General features: G+C 71.9%; 18 protein-coding genes. 7 read left to right on the top strand and 11 right to left on the bottom strand.

Annotated elements, in window-relative coordinates:
- Window positions 1-73: 73 nt before the first annotated feature.
- The 8 genes from truB to rimP form a co-directional block, all read right to left on the bottom strand.
- The gene (gene truB / locus ACTWPW_RS09895) at window positions 74-946 is read right to left on the bottom strand and encodes a tRNA pseudouridine(55) synthase TruB (protein ID WP_375115816.1); all 873 of its coding nucleotides are present in this window, start codon (window positions 944-946) and stop codon (window positions 74-76) included.
- Window positions 946-1,986: a DHH family phosphoesterase gene (locus ACTWPW_RS09900; protein ID WP_443168499.1), complete on the bottom strand. Its 1,041-nt coding sequence runs from the start codon at window positions 1,984-1,986 to the stop codon at window positions 946-948. The genes truB and ACTWPW_RS09900 overlap by 1 nt, the downstream gene beginning before the upstream one ends.
- Window positions 1,983-2,462, bottom strand: coding sequence for a 30S ribosome-binding factor RbfA (rbfA, locus tag ACTWPW_RS09905; protein WP_364130411.1), 480 nt, complete (start codon window positions 2,460-2,462; stop codon window positions 1,983-1,985). The genes ACTWPW_RS09900 and rbfA overlap by 4 nt, the downstream gene beginning before the upstream one ends.
- A gap of 39 nt (window positions 2,463-2,501) precedes the next feature.
- The gene (locus tag ACTWPW_RS09910) at window positions 2,502-2,798 is read right to left on the bottom strand and encodes a DUF503 domain-containing protein (RefSeq protein ID WP_375115814.1); all 297 of its coding nucleotides are present in this window, start codon (window positions 2,796-2,798) and stop codon (window positions 2,502-2,504) included.
- A 120-nt stretch (window positions 2,799-2,918) separates the two neighbouring features.
- Entirely contained in the window at window positions 2,919-6,089 is a 3,171-nt protein-coding gene (infB, locus tag ACTWPW_RS09915) for a translation initiation factor IF-2 (protein ID WP_375115813.1), read from the bottom strand.
- 125 nt (window positions 6,090-6,214) lie between these two features.
- Complete coding sequence (locus ACTWPW_RS09920) at window positions 6,215-6,514, bottom strand: YlxR family protein (RefSeq protein WP_375115812.1); 300 nt, start codon at window positions 6,512-6,514, stop codon at window positions 6,215-6,217.
- Complete coding sequence (gene nusA, locus ACTWPW_RS09925; RefSeq protein ID WP_364130402.1) at window positions 6,498-7,502, bottom strand: transcription termination factor NusA; 1,005 nt, start codon at window positions 7,500-7,502, stop codon at window positions 6,498-6,500. Before nusA ends, ACTWPW_RS09920 begins: the two co-directional genes overlap by 17 nt.
- A gap of 12 nt (window positions 7,503-7,514) precedes the next feature.
- Window positions 7,515-8,003, bottom strand: coding sequence for a ribosome maturation factor RimP (gene rimP, locus ACTWPW_RS09930; RefSeq protein WP_375115811.1), 489 nt, complete (start codon window positions 8,001-8,003; stop codon window positions 7,515-7,517).
- 234 nt (window positions 8,004-8,237) lie between these two features.
- On the opposite strand from rimP, the gene ACTWPW_RS09935 reads away from it, so the two are divergent.
- A complete protein-coding gene (locus ACTWPW_RS09935) occupies window positions 8,238-8,702 on the top strand; it encodes a hypothetical protein (RefSeq protein ID WP_443168500.1) in 465 nt (154 codons plus the stop codon).
- A gap of 72 nt (window positions 8,703-8,774) precedes the next feature.
- A complete protein-coding gene (locus tag ACTWPW_RS09940) occupies window positions 8,775-9,275 on the top strand; it encodes a ferritin-like domain-containing protein (RefSeq protein WP_443168501.1) in 501 nt (166 codons plus the stop codon).
- A gap of 193 nt (window positions 9,276-9,468) precedes the next feature.
- Here the strand turns inward: ACTWPW_RS09940 and ACTWPW_RS09945 are convergent, their stop codons facing one another.
- Window positions 9,469-11,214: a proline--tRNA ligase gene (locus ACTWPW_RS09945; RefSeq protein WP_443168502.1), complete on the bottom strand. Its 1,746-nt coding sequence runs from the start codon at window positions 11,212-11,214 to the stop codon at window positions 9,469-9,471.
- 105 nt (window positions 11,215-11,319) lie between these two features.
- Window positions 11,320-11,991, bottom strand: a complete 672-nt coding sequence (locus ACTWPW_RS09950) for a hypothetical protein (RefSeq protein WP_375115807.1) — start codon at window positions 11,989-11,991, stop codon at window positions 11,320-11,322.
- Window positions 11,992-12,123: 132 nt separating this feature from the next.
- Here ACTWPW_RS09950 and ACTWPW_RS09955 point away from each other — a divergent pair, with 132 nt between their 5' ends.
- Window positions 12,124-13,065, top strand: coding sequence for an acyl-CoA dehydrogenase family protein (locus ACTWPW_RS09955; protein WP_375115806.1), 942 nt, complete (start codon window positions 12,124-12,126; stop codon window positions 13,063-13,065).
- 23 nt (window positions 13,066-13,088) lie between these two features.
- On the opposite strand, the gene ACTWPW_RS09960 is transcribed toward ACTWPW_RS09955, so the two are convergent.
- Window positions 13,089-13,571, bottom strand: coding sequence for a hypothetical protein (locus ACTWPW_RS09960; RefSeq protein ID WP_375115805.1), 483 nt, complete (start codon window positions 13,569-13,571; stop codon window positions 13,089-13,091).
- 94 nt (window positions 13,572-13,665) lie between these two features.
- On the opposite strand from ACTWPW_RS09960, the gene ACTWPW_RS09965 reads away from it, so the two are divergent.
- From ACTWPW_RS09965 to ACTWPW_RS09980, 4 genes are read left to right on the top strand one after another with little or no spacing between them, the layout of a single operon-like run.
- Window positions 13,666-14,733 (top strand): LLM class flavin-dependent oxidoreductase, encoded by a 1,068-nt coding sequence (locus ACTWPW_RS09965; RefSeq protein ID WP_364130382.1) that lies wholly within the window; start codon window positions 13,666-13,668, stop codon window positions 14,731-14,733.
- Between the two features lie 58 nt (window positions 14,734-14,791).
- Window positions 14,792-15,853 (top strand): hypothetical protein, encoded by a 1,062-nt coding sequence (locus ACTWPW_RS09970; protein WP_443168503.1) that lies wholly within the window; start codon window positions 14,792-14,794, stop codon window positions 15,851-15,853.
- Between the two features lie 18 nt (window positions 15,854-15,871).
- Window positions 15,872-17,425 carry an AMP-binding protein gene (locus ACTWPW_RS09975; protein WP_443168504.1) on the top strand — a complete coding sequence of 518 codons (1,554 nt, stop codon included), beginning with the start codon at window positions 15,872-15,874 and terminating at the stop codon, window positions 17,423-17,425.
- 33 nt (window positions 17,426-17,458) lie between these two features.
- A complete protein-coding gene (locus ACTWPW_RS09980) occupies window positions 17,459-18,646 on the top strand; it encodes a class I adenylate-forming enzyme family protein (protein ID WP_375115802.1) in 1,188 nt (395 codons plus the stop codon).
- Window positions 18,647-18,651 lie beyond the last annotated feature (5 nt).

Raw genomic sequence — 18,651 nt, forward strand, 5'->3', positions numbered from 1 at the left:
TCGCGGCGCCACGGTGCCCGCCACAGTGCCGGGTCAGAACCGGTGTCGTCCACTGGAGCACAGCACCGTGGAATCAACCGACGAAGACGGCCAGGGGCTTGGCCACCCGGCCCTGCTCCTCCACCAGCGCCAGCAGCTCACCCTCCGGTCCGAACACCCCGATCGGGCCCGTGCCGAGCCCGGCCGCGGGCAGCCGCCCGCCGTGCCCGATGACGCGGGCCTCCTCGGCCGTGACGTCCCGGCGCGGGAACGCCGCCGCCACCGCCTCGCCGATCGGCAGGATCACGCACTCCCCGGCCAGTTCCTCGATGGTCTTGGCCAGGGTGAGGTCGTAGGGCCCCACCCGGGTGCGCCGCAGCCGCGTCAGGTGCCCGCCCACCCCGAGCGCGGCGCCCAGGTCGCGGGCCAGCGCGCGGATGTAGGTGCCGCTGGAGCAGGTCACGACCGCGTCGACGTCCACGACGTCACCAGACGCCCGGATGTCGAGCACGTCGAACTGGCGCACGGTGACGGGCCTGGCGACCAGCTCGACCTCCTCGCCCGCCCGCGCCTTCTTGTAGGCCCGCTGGCCGTTCACCTTGATCGCGCTGACCTGCGGCGGGATCTGCATGATCTCGCCGGTCAGCGCCGCGACGCCCTTGTGGATCTCGGCCTCCGTGACACCGGCCGCCGAGGTCGTGGCGGTGGCCTCGCCCTCGGCGTCATCGGTGTTGGTGCTCACGCCGAGCCGGATCGTGGCGGTGTAGACCTTCTCGGTCAGCGTCAGGTGCCCGAGCAGCCTGGTCGCCTTCTCCACGCCGATCACCAGCACGCCCGTCGCCATCGGGTCGAGCGTGCCGGCGTGCCCCACCCGGCGGGTGCCCGCGATGCGCCGCATCTTGGCCACCACGTCGTGGGAGGTCCATTCGCCCGGCTTGTCGACGATGATCAGACCGCTCTCGGCCATCAGGAAACCTTCCCCAGCTCGCGCCGGAACTTCGCCATGGTCTCCTCCACGGTGTCGTGCGAGGTGTACCCGGCCGCGTTGTGATGCCCGCCGCCACCCAGCGCCGCGCACACGGCCGCCACGTCGGCGGCGCCCTTGGACCTGGTGGACACCTGCCAGTCGCCCTGGTCGTCCTCCTTGAGCACGACCGTGACCTCGGCCTCGTCGGTGCGGCGCACGATGTCGATGATCCCCTCGAGCTCCGCGTACGGCAGCCCGTACGCGGCCCGGTCCACCCGCGTCACGTACGTCCACACCAGACCGCCCTCCAGCTCCACCCGGTCGAGGGCGGCGGCCAGCACCTTGAGGTAGCCGAACGGCGAGCGGTCCCACAGCTCGCGGGCGATCTCGTCGGTGTGCAGCCCGGTGGCCACGAGCCTGGCCGCCATCTGGTGCACGGCCGGCGTGGTCGAGGAGTAGCGGAACGACCCGGTGTCCGTCACCAGGCCGGCGTACAGGCAGGTGGCGATGTCCCGGTCGAGCCGGCCGCCGAGCCGGTAGACGAGCTGCTCGGCCAGCATGGCGGTGGCGGCGGCCTTGGCGTCGATGAGGCTGAGCGTGCCGAACCCCGCGTTCGACGGGTGGTGGTCGACCACGACGAGCTCGCGCGCCACGGCCGCGTTGGGGCCCAGCAGCCCGAGCCGCTCGAACGTCGAGGAGTCGAACACGATCATCAGCTCGGGCGCGGCCGGATAGTCCGACGGCGGCACCAGCATCTCCTGCCCCGGCAGGAACCGCAGCAGCCGCGGCACCGCGAAGTGCCGGTCGCCGAACGACGCCACCACCCGCTTGCCCATCGAGCGCAGCACGAACGCGACCGCCAGCATCGAGCCGAGCGCGTCGCCGTCGGGGGTGACATGGCAGGCCAGCGCGACCTCGTCGGCCTGGCTGATCAGCCGCAGCGCCCGATCCCACGAGGACTCCGGGATCGGGCAGGTGTCCGCCGGCCGCGCGTCCAGGCGCGCCGGGCGGTCGGCCCGGTCGCGTACGTCGGGCGTCACGCCTGGTCTTCCCTACTGACTTCCGAGCTCAGCTCGGACACCGCGTCGACACCCTCCTCGTCGGGCTTCCTGTAGGGATCGGGCTCGCCCGCGTACGACGCCGTCTGGGCCTGCCGCGCCACCTCGGCGTCGCGCGCCCGGGCGGCGTTGATCAGGTCGTCCAGGTGACGGGCGCTGTCGGGCAGCGGGTCGTGCTTGAACGTCAGCGTCGGGGCGAAGCGTACGCCGGTCTGGCGGCCCACCTCGGAGCGGATGATCCCCTTGGCGCTTTCGAGGGCGGCGGCACTGTCGGCCCGCTCGGCGTCGGAGCCGAACACCGTGTAGAACACCGTCGCATCGCGCAGGTCGGCGGTGATGCGGGTGTCGGTCACGGTGACGAAGCCCAGGCGCGGATCCTTGATCCGTCGCTCCAGCATCTCGGCGACGATCTGCTGGATGCGATCGGCGAGCTTGCGCGCTCGTGCGGCATCCACCATGTTCGCTCCCCCTCACGCACGACCTGGCCGTGCAGTCGTTCAATCTTCGTCGTTGTAGAGCCGATGCCGGGCCGACAGCAGCTCGATCTCGGGGCGGAAAGCCACCATCCGCTCGCAGGCGTCCAGCAGTTCCTTGCAGTTACCCGCGGAGGCGGACACTACCGCCACGCCGACCTCCGCCCTGCGGTGCAGGTCGAGATGGCCGGTCTCAGCCACCGCGATGCTGGGGTAACGGCGCTGCAGCTCGGCGATCAGCGGCCGTACGACAGAGCGCTTCTGCTTCAGCGATCTGACGTCGCCGAGCAGGATGTCCAGGGTCAGAGCACCCACATACATCGTTGTCAACCACCGCTTGGCCTGGTGTGGTGAACGCACGCCCGGCCTGCTGCGGTGGGAACCAGGCCAGGGCGTGCGAGAGGCGCCCGGCGGATGTCCCGCCGGGCGCCCGGCCGCGCGTCACACGCGCGGCTTCTCCCGCATCTCGAACGTCTCGATCACGTCGTCGATCCGGATGTCGTTGTAGCCGACACCGATACCGCACTCGAAGCCCTCGCGGACCTCGGTCGCGTCATCCTTGAAGCGACGCAGGGACGAGACGGTCAGGTTGTCCGCGATGACGACGCCGTCGCGGATCACCCTGGCCTTGCTGTTGCGGACGATCACGCCGGAGCGGACCAGCGAACCGGCGACGTTGCCGATCTTCGGCACCTTGAAGACCTCGCGGACCTCGGCGGTGCCCATCTGGACCTCTTCGAACTCGGGCTTGAGCATGCCCTTGAGCGCCGCTTCGATTTCCTCGATCGCCTGGTAGATGACCGAGTAGTAGCGGATGTCGACGCCCTCGCGCTCGGCCAGGTCGCGCGCCCGAGGCTCGGGGCGGACGTTGAAGCCGATGATGACCGCGTTGTCGTCGGCGACGGCCAGGTTGACGTCGTACTCGGTGATCGCGCCGACCGCGCGGTGCAGGACACGAAGCCTGACCTCGTCGCCGACATCGATCTTGAGCAGGGCGTCTTCCAGGGCCTCCACCGAACCGGAGACGTCACCCTTGATGATGAGCTTGAGCTCGTCGACGCGGCCCTTCTCGAGGTTGCTGAACAGCTCCTCAAGGGTCAGGCGGCGGCTCGACTTCGCCATGTCGGCGCTGCGCTTGCGCGCCGCGCGCTGCTGGGCGATCTGCCGGGCCATCCGGTCGTCGGTGACCACGATGAAGTTGTCACCGGCGCCGGGAACGGCCGTCAGACCCATCACCAGGACCGGACGGGACGGCGTGGCCTCCTCGACCGCGTCGCCGTTGTCGTCGAGCATCGCGCGGACGCGGCCGAAGGCCTCGCCACACACGATCGAGTCGCCGACGCGCAGGGTGCCGCGCTGGACCAGGACGGTCGCGACAGGGCCGCGGCCCTTGTCGAGGTGAGCCTCGATCGCGATGCCCTGGGCGTCCATCGTCGGGTTGGCCCGCAGGTCGAGCTCGGCGTCCGCGGTCAGCAGGATGGCCTCGAGGAGCTCGTCGATGCCCGTGGCGTTCTTCGCCGAGATGTCGACGAACAGCGTCGAGCCGCCGTATTCCTCCGCCACCAGGCCGTATTCGGTGAGCTGGGCCCGGACCTTGTTCGGGTCGGCGCCCTCCTTGTCGACCTTGTTGACCGCGACCACGACCGGCACCTCGGCCGCCTGGGCGTGGTTGAGGGCCTCGATCGTCTGCGGCTTCACACCGTCGTCGGCCGCGACCACCAGCACCGCGATGTCGGTGGACTTGGCGCCTCGGGCACGCATGGCGGTGAACGCCTCGTGACCCGGGGTGTCGATGAAGGTGATCTTCCGGTCTTCGCCCTCGTGGACGGCGGCGACCTGGTAAGCACCGATGTGCTGGGTGATGCCACCCGCCTCGCGCGCCACCACGTTGGTCTTGCGGATGGCGTCGAGCAGCTTGGTCTTACCGTGGTCGACGTGACCCATGACGGTCACGACCGGCGGACGCGCGGCCAGGTCGGCCTCGTCGCCCTCGTCCTCGCCGAACTCGATGTCGAAGGCCTCGAGAAGCTCGCGGTCCTCCTCCTCCGGGCTGACGACCTGGATGTTGTAGTCCAGCTCGGCCCCGAGCAGCTGCAGCGTCTCCTCGTTGACCGACTGCGTCGCGGTCACCATCTCGCCCAGGTGCAGCATGATCTGCACGAGCGAGGCCGGGTTCGCGCCGATGCGGTCGGCGAAGTCGGACAGCGACGCACCGCGCGGCAGGCGGATCGTCGCGCCGTTGCCGCGAGCGACCTGCACGCCGCCGATCGCCGGCGCCGACATGTTGTCGAACTCCTGGCGCCTCTGGCGCTTGGACTTGCGGCCACGCGCGGGACGGCCGCCGGGGCGCCCGAAGGCTCCCGCGGTGCCACCGCCACGGCCACGACCGCCGCCACCGGGACGACCGCCGAAGCCGCCGCCACCGCCGCCGGGACCACCGGTGCCGGTGCGCTGGCCGGTGCCGCCGCCACCCGGGCGACCGGCGAAACCGCCGCCACCGCCACCGGGACGACCGCCACCGCCGCCACCACCGGGACGGCCACCGCCGCCACCGCCGGGACGACCGCCACCGCCACCGCCGCCACCACCGGGACGGCCACCGCCGCCACCACCGGGACCGGCAGGACGACCCTGCGGCATCATCATCGGGTTGGGACGCGGGCCACCCGGACGGGGACCACCGGCGCCGGGACCCGGACGCGGGCCGCCGGGGGGCGGGCCCGGACGCGGGCCGGCCGCGCCGGTCCTGCCCTCGCCACCGCCACGACCCTGCGGCGGACGCGGCATCGCGCCGTCGCGCGGCGGACCGTCACGACGCTCACGCTGGCCGGGACCGCCACCGCCCTCGCGGTTGCCGCCCGGACGCGGCGGACGGGACTGACCCATGCCGCTGGCGTTGGAAGAGAACGGGTTGTTACCAGGACGCGGACCACGCGGGCCGGGCTTGGGACCCGGTCCGGGGCGAGCGCCACCGCCGCCACCGGGGCGCGGCGCCTGCTGGGAGCCGCCACCGGCACCCGGACCGCCCGAACGAGGCGCCGGGCCGGGCTTGGGGCCGGGACGGGGCGCGGGCCCAGGCCGCGGGCCCGGGGTCGGACGAGCGGACGCACCGCTCTCGGGACGGGTTGGCGCCCCGCTCTCAGGACGAGCGGGCGCACTCTCGGAACGAGCGGGCGCGCCGCTCTCGAAACGCGCCTGCGGAGCCCCTGAAGTCTCACCGCGCGCGGCCTCAGGCTGCTGCTGCGGCTGGTGAGGCATCGGCACCGGCGGGCGCGGCTGACCGCCACCCGCGGGGCCTGGACGCGGACCGGGCTTGGGACCCGGACGCGGTGGGGCGGGGACCGACGCCTGTCCGGCGCCGTTACCGGCCTGGCTGTCCGCCGGCCGGGGAGCAGCCCTTGGCGGCTGCGGCTTGTTGGACGGCTGACCGCCGCCTCTCGAGGGGCCACCCTTGGATGCCCCCAACGCTTCGGTGAGCCTGCGGACCACCGGCGCTTCGATGGTCGAGGACGCCGAACGGACGAACTCTCCCATCTCTTGGAGCTTGGCCATGACGACCTTGCTCTCTACGCCGAACTCCTTAGCGAGCTCGTATACCCGGACCTTCGCCACTGCACTCCCTTACTCGGCCCGGGAGGCTGGCTGTGCCGTCCGGACCGTCGCTACCTTGACGTCTTCATCGCCGCGTGCTCATCAGGCGCTCATAGCAATCTGACTCCGCCCATCAACTCGGCGTCCTACATGACATTTCGTGGTTCTCCCTCCAGGTGCGCCCGCACGGGCGACACGTCAAGCGGCCCCGGCACGCGGAACGCGCGCGGAAACGCTCGGCGCCGCTCGGCAAGCTCCAGACAGCTTATGGACGGGTGCAGCGATGCACCTCGGCCAGGAAGCCGTCCTCGCAGGTCAAGGACCACGTGGTCCTCGACCCTCACCAGGCGGAGCAGCTCGGACTTAGCCGTGCGAACCCTGCAGCCCACACAGGTGCGCTGTGGGACCGCTTGGCCACCATATTCCAGCTTACCGTGTTGACGCATCTACGGAACCGGCGGCGTCCTCGGCTTGTGTATCGGGCCGGATGTCGATCCGCCATCCTGTGAGTCTCGCGGCGAGCCGGGCATTCTGCCCCTCTTTCCCGATGGCCAGCGAGAGCTGGTAATCGGGCACGGTCACCCGGGCCACACGCCCGTCGAGATCGAGAACCTCGACATGGGAAACGCGGGCGGGCGACAGGGCATTCCCCACGAAGTCGCCGGGATCCTCCGACCAGTCGATGATGTCGATCTTCTCGCCGTGCAGCTCGGTCATCACGTTGCGCACGCGCGAGCCCATCGGCCCGATGCAGGCGCCCTTGGCGTTGACGCCGGGCTTGCGCGACCGGACCGCGATCTTCGTACGGTGGCCGGCCTCGCGCGCCACCGCCGCGATCTCCACGGTGCCGTCGGCGATCTCCGGCACCTCGAGCGCGAACAGCTTCTTCACCAGCCCGGGATGCGTGCGCGACAGGGTGACCGAGGGGCCCTTGTGGCCCTTCTTCACCTGCACCACGTAGGCGCGGATGCGCTCACCGTGCACGTATTCCTCGCCGGGGACCTGCTCGGCGTGCGGCAGCACGGCCTCGATCTTGCCGAGGTCGACCAGCACCACGCGCGGGTCCTTGCCCTGCTGGATGACGCCGGAGACCAGCTCGCCCTCGCGGCTGGCGAACTCACCGAAGTTGATCTCGTCCTCGGCGTCGCGCAGCTGCTGCAGGATGACCTGCTTGGCAGTGGTGGCGGCGATCCTGCTGAAGTTGTTAGGCGTGTCGTCGAACTCCCTGACGACCTCGCCCTCCTCGTCCAGCTCGGCCGCCCAGATCATGACGTGACCGCTGCTGCGGTCGAGCTCGGCCCGCGCCTTGGAGGCGGCGCCGTCGGTGCGGAAGTAAGCGATCAGCAGAGCGTCCTCGATCGCCTTGACGACCAGGTCGAAGGAGATGTCCTTCTCCCGCTCCAGGCTGCGCAGGACGCTCATGTCGATGTCCACGACGGCTCCCCCTTAGCCTTCGTCGCCGTCGACGTCGTCGTCGAATCGGCGGAATTCCACCTGTACCCGTCCCCGGGTCAGGTCTTCGTAATCAAGCCTGTGTGCCGCGCCCGCGACGTCGAGCTCGACGCCGCCCTCATCGGCGGCCATGATGCGGCCCTCCACCACGGTGCCGTCCCTCAGCTCCGCCTTCACCAGCCGCTTGGCCGCACGGCGCCAGTGGCGCGGCTCGGTGAGGGGACGGTCGACGCCTGGCGAGGAGACCTCGAGCGTGTAGGCACCCTGGCCCATCGAGTCGTCGTCGTCCAGGGCCGCGGAGACGGCCTGGCTCACGTCGGCCACGTCGTCGAGGCTCACGCCGCCGTCACGGTCGACGATCACGCGCAGCAGCCGTCTTTTGCCTGCCTGGGTGACCGTGATGTCCTCCAGGTCGAGGCCCTCCGCGCTGACCACGGGCTCCAGGAGCTTCATCAGGTGGTCGCGGGGTGATGCGCTGCCCATATCGACCTCCCCTATTGTCATGTCTCAGCCGGGCGGACCTCGCCACTGGCTCCCCGCCGCCTGGCCGCTCAGCCAGCGACGACAGTTGACACCCTATCCGTATGAGGGCACGGAAAGAGCGCCACTCGTCACGGTCGAATGGCGGAGCGTCGCCGGACGGTGATCCGGGGCACTGGCCGTACGATGCTACCGAGGCCCCCGACAAGGGCCGGCACCAACTGGAGGTTCGAGTCCGTGCGCCCGCGTCAGCTCTCCCGGCGAGCCCTGCTGGCGGGCGGGGCGGCCGCTCTGACCGCCTGCAGCGCGTCGGACCCGCCGCAGCCGTCCGCCCCGGCTCCCGACTCCCCGGAAACCGTCCTGCTGAAGGATCTCATCGCCGAGAAGGAACGTACGGTCGCGCTCTATTCGTCCCTGATCTCGGGCGGGGCCGACAAGCTCGTGCCGTTCCGGGATCGGCACCAGGCCCATCTGAACGAGCTGCGCAAGCACGTGAAGGCCGGCACGGCGCCGCCGTCACCGTCCGCCGGCGCCACGGCGACCGCCAAGGCTTCGCTGGCGCGGCTGCGCACCCTGGAGCGCAAGGCCGCCGCCGAGCGGACGCGCCAGCTCGACGGCGTCTCGCCCGGGGTGGCCCAGCTCATCGCCAGCATCGGCGCCTGCGAGGCCGCCCACGCCGTCGCCCTGCCGAGGTCGCTGTGAACACCGTCCCAGCCGCCGTCCCGCCGAGGTCGTTGTGAACGCCGTCCGAGCCGTCGCCCTGCCGAGGTCGTTGTGAGTGTTGTGAGGACCGCCCGCGATAGGACCGCCGGGACCGCCGGCGACGTCGAGAAGCTGCGCAAGGCGCTGGCGGCGGAGCACGCCGCGCTGTTCGCGTACGGGCTGCTCGGGGCGCGGACGTCGGGATCGCTGCGCGACAAGGTCAGCGCGGCCTTCGACGCGCACCGGGCCAGGCGCGACCAGCTGCGCTCGTACATCACGACGCGCGGCGGCAAGCCCGCCGAGCCGGACGCCTCCTACATGCTGCCGTTCTTCCCCTCCGACGCCACGCTGGCCGCCAAGCTGGCCGTGCACCTGGAGACCGGCGTCACGGCCGCCTACCTGGAGCTGGCCGCCGCCGAGGAGGCGGCGCTGCGCCGCTACGCCGCGCTGGCCATGCAGGAGGCGGTGGCCCGCTCCTACTCCTTCCGGCCCGCCCAGCCGGCCGCCTTCCCCGGCATGCCGGTGGCGGCGGCCCCGTCGGTCTCGCCCTCAGCGGTACAGGGCGGAGGGTAGGTCGGGCCCGAGACGCCCGACGTGCCCGAAGCACCCGACGTGCCCGAAGCGCCTGACGTGCCCGGCACCCGAGGCACGGGTCTCGTCACCGTCACCCAGGGGTCGGGGCCGGCCCTCCCGGTCGCCTGACACCGCGCGCCACGCACGGCGCCCGGAGGGCCGTACGTGGCGCTGACGATGGGGAGAAGCAGGGTCAGCCGTTGACGGCCGCCAGGATGCGCTCGGCGGCCTCGGCGAGAGGGATCTCCGACTTCTCGCCGGACACCCGGTCCCGCAGCTCCACCACGCCCTGCGACAGCCCGCGCCCGACGACCACGATCGTCGGCAGGCCCAGCAGCTCCGCGTCCTTGAACTTCACGCCGGGCGAGACCTGCGGCCGGTCGTCCACCAGGACCCGCAGCCCGCGCGACTCCAGCTCCGCCCCGAGCTGCAGGGCGGCCTCCACCTGGTTCTCCTTGCCCGTGCCGACGATGTGCACGTCGGCGGGCGCGACCTCGCGCGGCCACACCAGCCCGAGCTCGTCGTAGGCCTGCTCGGCGATGACCGCGACCGCGCGGGAGACGCCGATGCCGTAGGAGCCCATGGTGATGCGGATGGGCTTGCCGTCGGGGCCGAGGGCGTCGAGACCGGCGGCGTCGGCGTATTTGCGGCCGAGCTGGAAGATGTGGCCGATCTCGATGCCCCGGTCGATGGACAGCGCGGAGCCGCAGCGGGGGCAGGGGTCGCCGGCGCGCACCTCGGCGGCCTCGATCGTGCCGTCGGGGGTGAAGTCGCGGCCCGCGACCACGTTGGCGGCGTGCTTGCCGGCCTCGTTGGCGCCGGTCACCCACGACGTGCCCGTGACGACCCGGGGGTCCACGAGGTAGCGGATGCCGAGCTCGCGCAGGATCTGCGGGCCGATGTAGCCGCGTACGAGGCCGGGGTGCTTGGCGAAGTCGGCGGCCTCGAAGATGGCGGGCTCGCCGGGTGACAGCGCCGCCTCCAGGCGCTTGAAGTCGACCTCGCGGTCGCCGGGCACGCCGATGACCAGCGTCTCGGTCTTGTCGGAGCCGGGCGTGGCGACCTTGACGACGACGTTCTTGAGCGTGTCGGCGGCGGTGACGGACAGCCCGTGGTGCTCGTTGACGTAGGACACCAGCGTCTCGATGGTCGGGGCGTCGGGGGTGTCCATGACCCGCAGCGGCTCGGCGTCGTCCACGGGACGGGCGGCGGGCGCGGTGGTGACGACGGCCTCGGCGTTGGCGGCGTAGCCGCACGAGCGGCAGGCCACGAACGTGTCCTCGCCGGTGGGAGTGGGCGCCAGGAACTCCTCGGAGGCCGAGCCGCCCATCGCGCCGGACTGGGCGAAGACGATCTTGTATTCGATGCCGAGGCGGTCGAAGGTCCTGATGTACGTCTCGCGGTGCTGCTCGTAGGAGCGCTTGAGCCCGTCGTCGTCGAGGTCGAAGGAGTAGGAGTCCTTCATCAGGAACTCGCGGCCGCGCAGGATGCCGGCTCTGGGCCGCGCTTCGTCACGATATTTCGTCTGAATCTGGTAAAGGGTGACCGGATAGTCCTTGTAGGAGGCGTATTCGCCCTTGACCATGTCGGTGAAGAGCTCCTCGTGCGTGGGGCCGAGGAGGTAGTCGGCGCCCTTGCGGTCCTGGAGCCGGAACAGCGTGTCGCCGTATTCGGTCCAGCGGCCGGTCGCCTCGTAGTATTCGCGGGGCAGCAGGGCGGGGAAGAGCACTTCCTGGCCGCCCATGCGGTTCATCTCCTCGCGGACGATCCGGGCGACGTTTTCCAGCACCATCTTGCCGAGGGGCAGCCAGGAGTAGATGCCGGGGGCCACGCGGCGGACGTAGCCGGCGCGGACCAGGAGCTTGTGGCTCGGGACTTCCGCGTCTGCCGGGTCGTCCCGCAGGGTGCGAAGAAACAACGACGACATGCGCAGCAACACGGCCACTCCTTGTTCGAACCTGGATGTGAAGGACTACAGGCTATCGAGTCGGAGGAGCGCCGCGCTCGTGCTTATCAGGCACGATCAGGTGCGACCGGCGCGGGATCAGACGGCCAGCGGGATCCACCCGGACACGAAGGCGGCCAGGCCGGCCGTGAACAGGCCCGCCAGCACGGCCGACATCACCAGCGCGCGCACCCGCCCGCGGGCGTTCCTGCGCAGCACGAGGACCAGCCCGATGGCCAGCAGGCCGACGGCCAGCGCGGGCACCGGCCAGAACGACCGGTCGCTGTCGATGAACCCCGGCGTCGCCCGGTCGACCACGTCGGCGATCAGCGCCGCGCCGACCGCACCCGCCGCCACGTCGCCCCAGCGGTCCTCCCTGCGGGTGGTGTACGCGAGCAGGCCCAGGCCGACGAGCAGGACGATGGTCCAGTTGAGCCCGGCGGCGCTGCCGCCGACGATGTCGAAGGCGTCGTGGCCGCTCAGCGCGCCCGCTCCCATGGCCGCCACCAGCGTGGACACCGCCGCCAGGAACGTCGTCACGAGCGCCCACCCGAACCCCGACGCGCTGGCGCCCACCACCAGCGAAAGGGCGAGATAGGCGTAGGGGTCGTAGAACTGGCCGATCCATCCGGGGCCGTTCCCGGCGATGAACATGCCGAGCAGGCCGACGGCCAGTCCTCCTGCGAAGGCCGCCAGCAAGTGGTGTTCGATGGCGCGCTGCCGCCGGTCGTACTCGGCGAAGTCGGCGTAGTCAATGGTGGTGTTGTTCATCTCTATTCCCTGGTCAACCCCTCCCCCGGAGATGCCTGGGGATGACCACATCCAGATTATGTATTCATACAAAAAAGGCAAATTTCGGTCATCCGCTAGCCAAAACAAGCAGCCGCTTGGTTAGCTGGACGGGTGGCACTTGCCGATGACCTCCGCGCCGTCGTCCGCGACTACCTCGCCGCCCGCCCAGGCGCGTCCTGGCGGGAGTTCGCGCGGGACGTGGGGATCGCGGGGCTGCTCGTCCCGGAGGAGTACGGGGGCGCGGGCTGCGGCCCGGCCGAGATGGCCGCCGTGGCCGAGGAGTTGGGGCGGGTCCTGTCGCCGCACCCGTTCCTGCAGTCGGCGGTGATGGCCGTCGAGGCGGCTCGGTGCTGCGGGGCGGAGCAGGTGCTCGCGGCGCTGGCCGGAGGCACGGCGAGCGCGACCGTGGTGCTGCCGGGGGACGGCGACCTCTCTCTGGAGGGGGATCGTCTCACGGGGGTCGTGCCGTACGCGCTGGAGGGGGAGCTGGTGCTCCTCTACACCGGCGGGCTGCTGGTGGAGGCGGTGCCGTCCGGGCGGGAGCCGTACCGGACGATGGACGAGAGCCGGCCGCTGCAGCGGCTCACCTTCCGCGACACCCCGGTACGGCGGCTGGGCGACGGGGGGTCGTGGGCCCGCGTCCGCGACCTCGGGATCGCCGCGCTGGCCGCCGAGCAGGTGGGCGGGGCGCAGCGGTGCCTGGAGATGGCGGTCGAGCACGCGGGGCGGCGGCACCAGTTCGGGCGGCCGATCGGGTCGTTCCAGGCGATCAAGCACAAGCTGGCCGACCTGCTCCTCCTCGTGGAGTCCGCCAGGTCGGCGGCCGGGGCGGCGGCCGGTGACGGGGTTTCGGCCGCCGTCGCGGGGTCGTACTGCACGGAGGCGTACCTGGTGGCGGCGGGGGAGAACATCCAGGTGCACGGGGGGATCGGCATCACGTGGGAGCATCCCGCGCACCGCTACCTCAAGCGGGCCACCTCCGACGCGCAGCTCTTCTGCCCGCCCCAGGCCCACCGCGCCCGCCTCGCCGATCACGTCTTCGGGACGAGCTGAGGGCCGGGCGGGGACGGGCGGAGTCAGCCGCCGAGGAGCTCTTCCCAGGGGTGGCGGGCGTTGGTGCGGCGGGTGGTGTCGAGGGCCTCGGCCAGGCGCCAGAAGCCGGGCCGGGCGCGTACGGTGGCGCGCCCCATCGGGTCGATCGCGCGCAGCTCGAACAGGACGCCCATCACGTCGAGCACGGCCGAGCCGTCGCCGCCCGGCCCCGCCCGAGTGACGAGCGAGCCGTCGAGGCCGGGGTCGCGCACCTGCTCGACGAGCAGGGAGGCCACCTCCGAGGCGTACGGCCCGTCGCGCCACTCGATGTGCCAGCTGTGGTCGGACCCGCGCCACCAGGTCAGGTCGCGGCACGACTCGATGAAGTCGGCCTCGGTCGCGAGCGCGGCCATCACCCTGCCGAACGCCTCATATCTGCGGGCGCTGGTGAGCGAGAGATCGTTGCCTTGGTCCGGGAACGTGCCGCCCTTCGGCCGCCGCAGCGCGTGCTTTCGCTTCACGAGCATCCACTCTGATCGCCGCCGCGCCCTTCCCGCAAGTCTTTGCCGCTGATACGCTCTACCAAGCGAGCGCTTGGTTTCCTACTTCGCCGGAGGCGCGATGACGTCCCTACGGATCAGCCTGGGGTATGAGCTGGAGGTCCGCGGTCGCACTCGCGCCGTCGAGCAGCAGGCGTTCCAGAACGTGATCGACCAGGTCGTGCTGGGCGACCGGCTGGGCTTCGAGGCCGCCTGGTTCGTGGAGCACCACTTCACCAGGGGCTTCTCCCACTCCTCCGCTCCCGACCTGGTCCTGGCCGCCATCTCGCAGCGCACCGAGCGCATCCATCTGGGGCTCGGGGTGGTGCTGCTGCCCTTCCAGTCGCCCATCCGCACGGCCGAGCGCGTCGCCACGCTGGACGTGCTGAGCGGCGGCCGGGTGGAGTTCGGCACGGGGCGGGGGGCCTCACCCCTGGAGTACCAGGCGTTCCAGCGGCCGTTCGAAAAGTCGCGGCAGATCTGGGAGGACTCGCTGGAGGCCACGCTGGCCATCTGGCGGGCCGACGGGGAGCCGGTCAGCCGGTCGAACGAGTTCTTCGAGATCCCCGACGTTGCCGTCTACCCGCGCCCGGTCCAGCAGCCCCATCCTCCGGTGTGGGTGGCCTCGACCTCGCTGGACGGCTATCTGGCGGCCGCCCGGCACGGGTACAACCTGCTCGGCATGACGATGCTGAAGGGCATCGACGACGTTGCCGCCGACATCGCGAAATATCGAGAGTGTCTGGCCGAGCATGGCTTCGACCCGGCCGAACGCCGCGTCGCCCTCATGATCCCCTGGTTCGTCGCCCCCACCCGCGACGAGGCCACCGCCACGGCCGCCGACCCCGTCCTGTGGTACATCCGCCGCCAGGTCAACCTCGTCACCCCGCCCGACTACTACGACGCCCGCCACGCCACCCACCGGGTGCTGGGGCAGCTCGCGGCCGGGATGCCGCCGGAGGAGTCCATGGCCACGCTGCGCGAGCACCTGATGGTGGTCGTGGACGACGTGGCGGGCTCGCGCAAGGCCCTGGCCAGGATCGCCGACGCCGGCGCCACGGATCTGATCATCCAGGCGCAGGTGGGCGGGCTGGCGCACGAGCGGGTGTGCGACGCGATGAAGCTCTTCATGACCGAGGTCGTGCGGTGATGGCGGGAGTCGCCAGGCGGTCCGGTCGGTGCACGGTTCTGGACGAGGTGGTGGTCTGATGGCGCGGTGGCTGACTCGGGACGATCTCGGGGGTGCCGCGGGCTCCGCCGCCGGGCTGCTGCTCGTCTCCCCCGACGTGTCGAGCGTCTTCCCGCTGTCCCCGGACGACCGGGCGGCCGCGACCGGGCTGACCGGGGCGGCGCTGCGCGAGGCGGGGGTCGGTACGGACGACCGGGTCGTGGTGGCCCTGGCCGAGCCGGCCGGCGCCCTGTGGGCCGCGGCGGCGGCGGACGTGGCCGGGGCGGCCGCCTGCGTGGGCCCGCGCGGCCGGATGCGCCTGCACCACGCGCTGTCCGCGCTGAAGGCCACCACGCTGGTCGCCACCCCGACCGGCGCGATGGACTTCCTGGCCCGCCTGCACCTGGAGTTCCTGCTGGACCCGCTGGACCTCGGGCTCAGGAACATCGTCCTGACCGGCGAGATCGCCTCCAGACGGACGCTGGGGCACCTGGCGGGCGAGTTCGGGGCCCGGGTCACGGAGGTGCTGGCCAGCCCGTTCGGCGGGGGCGCCCTGGCGTGGCGCACGGCGGAGGAGGAGCCGCTGAAGCCGCTCGTGGACGGCGTCCTGGGACTGGCGGCACTGGCCGAGGACGGCACGGCGGACCCGGCGGCCGGGCTCGCCGAGCTGGTCATCACCCCGTACAGGCACTCGACGCTCGGCGACGCGGTGCTCAGGACCGGGCTGGTGGCCAGGACGGCCGGCCCCGACATCCCGGCGCCCGCCCACACCGTCGGCGAGCACGTGCTGGTCAGGGGCGTGTGGCTGGCGCTGCCGCGCATCGGGAAGGCGCTGTCGAAGATCGACGGCGTGGCGGGGTGGGAGCTGGCCGTCAGCCGGCAGGGGACGCTGGACACGGCGGCGCTCACGGTGACGTTCGGCAGGGAGAGCCTGGTCGGCAACCCCATGTGGAAGGCGCGGATCGAGCAGGCCGTACGCGCGCTGACCCCCGTCTCGATCAACGTGGAGATCGCCCAGAAGGTCTCCGAGACCCCTTCGCCCGGCACCGTGAACGACCTGCGCGGCCACCACCTCGGAAGGGACCGGGCGCTCATCACCTAGACCACCAGGGGGCAGCCCATGGGATCCATGCCGGACTGGGGGACGCTCCCCCGCATGCTGCGCGACCAGGCCGAACGGTATCCCGACGCCACGGTGGTCGCCGACGCCTCGGGCGCGCGCCTGAGCCTGTCGCAGCTGCGGGACGCGGCGTCCGGGATCGCCCGCGGCCTCATGGCGCTCGGCGTCGCCCCGGGCGACCGGGTGGCCATGTGGGGGGTGAACTCGGCGTACTGGGTGGCGCACGCGTTCGGGATCTGGGACGCGGGCGCGGTGATCGTGCCGCTGTCGTCGCGGTTCAAGGGCATCGAGGCCGCCCAGCTCATCCGGAAGACCGGCGCGGAGGTGCTGATCACCGGCGCGGGCCCGTCGGACGCCCCGCTGGCGGGCCTGCTGCCGCCGCTGCCCGGCCTGCGTCACGTCGTCGTGCCCGAGGACTCCGGGTTACCCGGCCTCGGCGCGCTGGTCTCCCGCAAGGAGGCCGAGGAGCGGGCGCTCGCCGTCCGCCCCGGGGATCTGTGCGAGATCATGTCCACCTCGGGCACCACCGGCGCGCCCAAGGGCGTCATGATCGACCACTCCCAGGTCCTGCGCGGCTACTGGGACTGGTCGGAGATCGTCACGCTGGACGAGCACGACCGCTACCCGGTGATCGCCCCGTTCAGCCACGGGTTCGGGCTGAACGCCGGGCTCGTCGCGTGCGTGCTGCGCCGGGCCACGATGTTGCCGATCCCGATCTTCGCGCCGGACGCCCTGATGTCGCTGATCTCCTCGGAGCGGATCACGGTGCTGGCCGGGCCGCCCACGCTGTTCCACCGCATCCTGGACGAGCTGGACCGGGGCTCCTCGGACGTGTCGTCGCTGCGGGTGGCCATCTGCGGGGCGGCGGCCGTGCCGGGCAGCCTGATCGAACGGCTGGTCGAGCGGGTGGGGCTGGAGCGCATGATCAACGCGTACGGGCTGATGGAGGGCACGGTCGTCTCCATGACCAGGGCGGGTGACCCCGTCGAGGTGATCGCCCGCACCACCGGCAGGCCCGTGCCCGGCATCGAGGTGCGGGTCGTGGACGACGACGGGAAGGAGGTCGCGCCCGGCGAGCGCGGCGAGATCCTGCAGCGCGGCTACGGCGTGATGCGCGGCTACTGGGACGATCCCGCCAGGACGGCCGAGGTGATCGACGCCGACGGCTGGCTGCACACGGGCGACGTCGGCGTGCTGGACGAGGCCGGCAACCTCGCCATCGTGGACCGCAAGAAGGAGCTGTACATCGTCAACGGGTTCAACGTCTCCCCCGCCGAGGTCGAGTCGCTGCTGCTGCGCGAGGGATCGCTGGCGCAGGCCGCGGTCGTGGGCGTGCCGGATCCGGCGTCGGGCGAGGCCGGGCTGGCCTACGTCGTCCCGCGCCCGGGCGTCACGGCCGACCCCGGGGCCCTGCTCACGTGGGCGCGGGCCAACATGTCCAACTACAAGGTGCCCAAGCGGATCGTCGTGCTGGACGCCCTCCCGACGAACGTCAACGGAAAGGTGGACAAGCAGGCGTTGCGCCGGGCTCCGGGGACGGCTCAAGGCGAGTAGCGTGGAAGTGCGCCCTTCGCCCCAGGAGCTGCCATGTTGCGCCTGCTGGCTGGTGAGGCCGCACGTAGGTTCGGGGAGCGCGCGGCCGTGGTCACCGGCTCCACACAGCTGTCCTTCGCCGACCTGGACCGGCTCTCCGATCAGGTCGCCGCCGGGCTGGCCCATCGCGGGATCCGCGTCGGCGACGTCGTGGTCCTCGCCCTGCCCGACGGGCCCGAGTTCGTGATCTGCTACGTGGCGGGCGCCAAGATCGGCGCGGTCACCGCGGGCGTCGGGATCGAGCGCGCCGAGCTGCTGACCATGCTGGATCCCGCCCTGGTCATCACCGCTCCCCGCGTGCCGCCGCCGCCGGCCGGGCTCGACGTGGTGACGCTGCCCGCCGATCCGGGCGGGCGCGGGCGGGGTTACGACCCCGTACGGCTCGGCGGCCTGCGCCGGGCCGAGCCGCCACCGCCGCCGTTCCCGCCGGACCCGGCGCGGCCGGTCGTCATCACGTTCACCTCGGGCACGACGGGGCCGCCCAAGGGCGTCGTGTTCGGCAACCGCCAGCTGGAGGCGATCCGGGCCCACGGTGCCGGCGTCCGGTGGGGTACGGGGGACGCGCGGCTGGTGCCGTACCCGCTGGGCCGGCTGGGGTTCGCCACCCGGCTGCCGGTGTTCCTGCAGACCGGCAGGACCTGCCACGTCGTGCCCGAATGGAGCCCCGACGCCGCCCTGCGGGAGATGCGCGGCCACGGGATCCGGGTGCTGCAGGGCAGCCCGTACCAGCTGGCCGAGGTCCTGGCCTGCGGCGGGGACCTGCCGGCCCTGGCGCTCATCCTGTCCAGCGGCGCCCCCGCCGGTCCGGAGCTGATCAGGGCGTTGCGCCTCAGGTACGGCGTGCCCGTCTGCAACCGCTACATCTGCACCGAAGCCGGGCTGGGGCTCGGCACCCGGCCCGACGACCCCCCGGAGGACGCGGAGGTGACTGTGGGCAGGCCGCGCGGTGGTGTCGACGTGTCCATCAGGGACAGGGAGGGCCGCGTCCTGCCCGTGGAGGAGCGGGGCGAGGTGCTGCTCCGCTCGGAAGCGGTGATGAGCGGCTACGTTGGCAGGAGCCCCGATCACGCGGTATTCGCCAGGGACGGGTTCATCCGCACCGGCGACCGGGGATACATCGATCACACTGGCCGGTTGCATCTGGTGGGACGCGTGCCCTGTGTAACACAATCACCGGCATAGGGAGG

It is taken from the genome of Nonomuraea sp. KM90, assembly GCF_052246675.1.
In the GTDB taxonomy this organism is placed as follows: domain Bacteria; phylum Actinomycetota; class Actinomycetes; order Streptosporangiales; family Streptosporangiaceae; genus Nonomuraea.

Coding starts and splice junctions, on each gene's coding strand:
- ACTWPW_RS09950 (WP_375115807.1), bottom strand. CDS start 11,991: ATGAACAACACCACCATTGACTACGCCGACTTCGCCGAGTACGACCGG.
- ACTWPW_RS09975 (WP_443168504.1), top strand. CDS start 15,872: ATGGGATCCATGCCGGACTGGGGGACGCTCCCCCGCATGCTGCGCGAC.
- ACTWPW_RS09965 (WP_364130382.1), top strand. CDS start 13,666: ATGACGTCCCTACGGATCAGCCTGGGGTATGAGCTGGAGGTCCGCGGT.
- rbfA (WP_364130411.1), bottom strand. CDS start 2,462: ATGGTGGATGCCGCACGAGCGCGCAAGCTCGCCGATCGCATCCAGCAG.
- ACTWPW_RS09980 (WP_375115802.1), top strand. CDS start 17,459: ATGTTGCGCCTGCTGGCTGGTGAGGCCGCACGTAGGTTCGGGGAGCGC.
- ACTWPW_RS09970 (WP_443168503.1), top strand. CDS start 14,792: ATGGCGCGGTGGCTGACTCGGGACGATCTCGGGGGTGCCGCGGGCTCC.
- rimP (WP_375115811.1), bottom strand. CDS start 8,003: ATGGGCAGCGCATCACCCCGCGACCACCTGATGAAGCTCCTGGAGCCC.
- ACTWPW_RS09910 (WP_375115814.1), bottom strand. CDS start 2,798: ATGTATGTGGGTGCTCTGACCCTGGACATCCTGCTCGGCGACGTCAGA.
- ACTWPW_RS09960 (WP_375115805.1), bottom strand. CDS start 13,571: ATGCTCGTGAAGCGAAAGCACGCGCTGCGGCGGCCGAAGGGCGGCACG.
- ACTWPW_RS09920 (WP_375115812.1), bottom strand. CDS start 6,514: ATGCGTCAACACGGTAAGCTGGAATATGGTGGCCAAGCGGTCCCACAG.
- truB (WP_375115816.1), bottom strand. CDS start 946: ATGGCCGAGAGCGGTCTGATCATCGTCGACAAGCCGGGCGAATGGACC.